Genomic DNA, 4,215 nt, shown 5'->3' with positions numbered 1-4,215 from the left:
CAGAATCACTTAATCATAATGCGGCGAATGCGCTATTGAAAACCCTTGAAGAACCGAGTGGCGATTCCGTTATTATCTTAGTATCACATAGCTCGGGGCAGTTACTTCCAACGATTCGTTCTCGTTGTCAGGTGATTGACTTTTCGTTACCTGAAACGTCTGCAGCGAAGCAGTGGCTAGAAGCGGCGCTGAACAAAGACGAGCTTAGCTTGTCTGGAGCTGAGTTAGACTCGGTTTTAGCGCTGGCGGCCCAAGCCCCGCTAAGAGCTTTGGAGTACGTTAAAACGGGCGCGCTTGAAGAAAATCAACGTATGCTAGAAGAAATGGCTAGCTTTCTTCGTAAAGATGTTTTGGCCCTTGTTTTGGCTGAAAGGTGGAGCGATGATTTGTCGATTCTACGTGTAGAGTGGATGATTCAATGGTTGGAGCTCGTTTTAAAGGTCAAGTTGGCCAGCTTTTCCACTGAAGGACTTGCGGCGGCAAAAATGATCGACCATTTGGCTAAGGTTTCGACCGAGGCTCAGTTACTTGATTTATACAAAAGTGCCTTGGATCAACTGCGTTTGTTGCTCGGTACAAGCAATCCTAACAAGCAGCTGGTGTTTGAGTTTTTATTGAACCAATGGGCTGGCTTAATGGCTAAAAGAACGGTTTAATAAAGATCTCAAAAGTGTGAAGCAATTTTCAATTGCTTGCCTATACTGAAGATATATCACCTTAATACTACTCGAAACTGTTCGGGTTACAGTGGGTGCAACGACCAATTAGTGCTTTGTATTCAAGTGTTTGTACGGGCGCGTTATTGTTAAGAGAATTGTATGTCAGCAGGATTTGGGGCGCGTAGTGGTATCCTTACCCTAACAATCAAGGATAAAGCTGTTTTATATGCCGCCTATATGCCGTTCATTAAAAACGGCGGACTATTTATACCTACCGCAAAAAACTATCATCTTGGCGATGAGGTGTTTTTGCTGTTAAATCTAATGGAAGAACCTGAAAAAATCCCGGTAGCTGGGAAGGTTATCTGGGTGACTCCTAAGGGTGCTCAGGGTAATCGAGCAGCGGGCATCGGTGTTCAGTTTAACGAAGAAGATGCTACTGCCAAAAACAAGATTGAAACCTACCTGGCAGGCTCTTTAAGCTCAGATCGTCCTACACATAGTATGTAATAATAGGGGGGTGCCCCAATTTCTTGATACGATTCTTCAAGTGAGTCGCATAGATACGCATTTTTAGTTAGTATGTGCGGCTTTATCGTTGTAACAAGAGCGCGCTTGATTTTCATGTTTATTGACTCCCACTGCCACCTTGATCGTCTGAAATTAGCTCCATATGAAGGCGACTTGTCGCTTGCAATTTCAGCTGCCAAAGAAAACCTTGTAGACAAATTGCTTTGTGTCGCAATTGACCTGGAGCATATTGAAGAAGTGCTTCAGATTGCAGCTAAATTTCCCGATGTCTATGCTTCGGTTGGCGTGCACCCAGGTAGTACCGATTGTGAAGAGCCCACTATTGAACGCCTATTATCGCTTGCTGAGCGTGAAAAAGTCATTGCGATTGGAGAGTCGGGGCTGGATTACTATTATGGCCTGGAGCATAAAGATCTTCAGCTGGAAAGATTCAAGCGTCATTTAATTGCCAGTAAAGAATGTCGAAAACCAATTATTGTTCATACTAGAGATGCGAAGGAAGATACGCTAAACCTCATTGGCCAATACTCAGCCCCTGATGTCGCGGGAGTGCTGCATTGTTTTACTGAAGATTGGGATATGGCCTCCAGAGCGATGGATCATAACTTTTATATCTCATTCTCAGGTATTGTTACGTTTAAGAATGCTGTAGAGCTAAAGGATGTTGCTAAGCGAGTCCCATTAGAGCGCATGCTGATAGAGACGGACTCTCCTTATCTCGCGCCGGTTCCGTATCGTGGCAAGCCAAATGAGCCTAAGTATGTACCTGAGGTTGCCAAATATATTGCACAGTTAAAGGGCTGCAGCGTAGAAGAGGTTGCTGAGGTCACAAGTGAGAACTTTAAGAAACTGTTTAGACTCTAGCGAATTATCATAAAGGTTGAATGGAATGGAGTTAGGCCCTTTTAGTATTCAAACCGATAAATTGCGTTTGTCGGGTTATAAAAATAGTGTACGTCATGGTGTGCCGGTTATCGCACTGCATGGATGGCTCGACAATGCGGCTTCGTTTCTACCCCTATGCAACTACCTAAATCTAGATCGTCCCTTCTATGCAGTCGAAATGGCTGGGCATGGTTGGAGCGAGCATAGGCCAAGTTCGTCGTCTTATCATTTAGTCGATAATGTGGTGGATATTGCCGTGTTTATAGATTCTGTGCTCGAACAGATTGATGATGCGGGCGAGAAAGTTACCTTGATTGGTCATTCGTTAGGTGGGATTGTGTGTTCGTTTTTAGCTGCATCAATGCCAGAAAAGGTTGATAAACTAATTCTATTAGATAGTTTAGGGCCTCTAACAGACGAAATAGAAAATGTATTGCCACAGCTTAAAAAAGCGGTAGCAAAGGCTGCTCAGACGCGAGAGAGTAAAAAGACCATTTACCCAACTAAAGAAATGGCTATTCGCGTTCGAATGATGGGGATTGGAAAAGTATCAAAAGAAGCAGCGCAGCTGTTAATTGAGCGAGGTACAGAGGAGGTAGAAGGTGGTTATATTTGGCGCTCAGACCCGAAATTACTAGCCCCTTCTATGGTACGGTTTTCTGAAAAACAAGTTGAAGTTGTGTTAAATGGTATCGAATGTCCGGTCTTTGTTTTATGTGGTAAACAAGGGTATTTCTCGGATGCTCAGAGGACTCAAAAACGGGTATCTTATTTTAAGGATGTTACGCGCTTTGACCTAGAAGGTGGGCATCACTTCCACATGGATGGTGATGTTGCAGCAACAGCGGAGTTAATTGATGAAATTATCGATAAGTAAAAAGAGTCTGGTTTTCACTTTATTGCTATCTTTTTTCTTGGTACAGGATGTGCTGAGTTCAGGCTTGGAAAATTATAAGGCTGTCTCTTTAGAGGGCAGTGTTGAAAGCTTAGCTTCTGAACAGATGATCGTTTTGAGCGCGCCGAAGCGCATCAGTAATACCTTGAGTATCGAGAAGCAAGAGTTTGTTGCAGGTGATGTCGAGTCACGTTTATATCGGCTCAAAAGTGGTGTTGAGCTAAGTCAGGCTTTTGATTATTACCTGGAGTCTGCAGCAGTAAAAGGCGAAATCTTATTCCAGTGTAAAAAACGCGCTTGTGGCAGCAGTAATTACTGGGCGAACAAAATTTTTGATGAGCATAAGCTGTATGGCCGTGATAGTGATCAATACTATGTTGCAAGCAGGGCACTCAGTAAGGGGAAAGAAGTCTGGTCGGCCGTCTATTTTGTGCAGAATGGCCTTAGGCAGCGTTTCATATATGAGCTGACTGTGACCAAAAGCTCGGCTGCTGATGGGGATTATGCGGAGCCAGTTGGTGTCTGGCTTAACGGGTCTTCCATGGGCGAGGGTGATGTTACGAAAAACCAAGCGGAGGCAATAGCCCGGTATATTGAGTCGGTAGAAGCCTCTGAGCTATATTTGGTTGTCTATGCAGATCAAGAACTGAAGCCAACCAAAGTGCTTTGGGATCAGTTGCGTACAAAAGGTGAGGTTCAGGTAGCAGTGTTAAGTAAATCCCTAGGGCAAGCCAAATTACCTATCACGCTTCGAGTACTTGGGCCATTGCATGGAGAGCCTTCGTTTGAAAAGCTTCCTGTTTGGTTCAGGTTGTATGCGTATTGATCGTTAATTGTTCAGTATTCGTTGTGCATTTTTATGAAACTTAAACTTAACAAATCTAAACACAAAGATTTGTTGATAATTCTGCTTGTTTAAACAATACTTTATTGGATATTGCAGAATTTTTTCCAATAAAAGCAATAAAATGTGGCGGTTTCTTAATCTACAGTGTTTAAAAAATCCTCTTTACCTGTATACCTTGTTTTATGGGCTATGCCTGTTTGTGTGAGTAGAGTAGAAGAGTTTTATAAGGTAGTAGATAAGTGAACTGTTTTTTTAAGTTAGAAATAATAAAGGATAATAAGTGATGATACGCAAGCTGGCCTTTGCTCTATCACTACTCGGTGTATTGATTGCTGAGTCTGTTTTCGCTCTTGGAATTGGTGAGGCGACTGTAACGTCTGCACTTAACCAACCCTTAA

Annotated in this window: 4 protein-coding genes and 1 pseudogene; all 5 read left to right on the top strand. The window is 43.0% G+C overall.

Features of this window, described 5'->3' with window-relative positions:
• Positions 1–656 (top strand): annotated as a pseudogene (locus A3761_RS20425) (hypothetical protein); the annotation flags it as partial.
• A gap of 162 nt (positions 657–818) precedes the next feature.
• Entirely contained in the window at positions 819–1,169 is a 351-nt protein-coding gene (locus A3761_RS20420; RefSeq protein WP_068513675.1) for a PilZ domain-containing protein, read from the top strand.
• Positions 1,170–1,283: 114 nt separating this feature from the next.
• Positions 1,284–2,054, top strand: coding sequence for a TatD family hydrolase (locus tag A3761_RS20415; protein WP_068508560.1), 771 nt, complete (start codon positions 1,284–1,286; stop codon positions 2,052–2,054).
• 25 nt (positions 2,055–2,079) lie between these two features.
• Positions 2,080–2,952, top strand: a complete 873-nt coding sequence (locus A3761_RS20410; protein WP_068513671.1) for an alpha/beta fold hydrolase — start codon at positions 2,080–2,082, stop codon at positions 2,950–2,952.
• On the top strand, positions 2,933–3,796 hold the full coding sequence (locus tag A3761_RS20405; RefSeq protein WP_068553128.1) for a DUF4892 domain-containing protein: 864 nt from the start codon (positions 2,933–2,935) through the stop codon (positions 3,794–3,796). Before A3761_RS20410 ends, A3761_RS20405 begins: the two co-directional genes overlap by 20 nt.
• The last annotated feature ends 419 nt before the right edge of the window (positions 3,797–4,215 follow it).

Source organism: Oleiphilus sp. HI0123, from assembly GCF_001635315.1.
This window is presented reverse-complemented; position numbering and strand designations above follow the sequence as displayed.

Coding starts and splice junctions, on each gene's coding strand:
- A3761_RS20420 (WP_068513675.1), top strand. CDS start 819: ATGTCAGCAGGATTTGGGGCGCGTAGTGGTATCCTTACCCTAACAATC.
- A3761_RS20415 (WP_068508560.1), top strand. CDS start 1,284: ATGTTTATTGACTCCCACTGCCACCTTGATCGTCTGAAATTAGCTCCA.
- A3761_RS20410 (WP_068513671.1), top strand. CDS start 2,080: ATGGAGTTAGGCCCTTTTAGTATTCAAACCGATAAATTGCGTTTGTCG.
- A3761_RS20405 (WP_068553128.1), top strand. CDS start 2,933: ATGAAATTATCGATAAGTAAAAAGAGTCTGGTTTTCACTTTATTGCTA.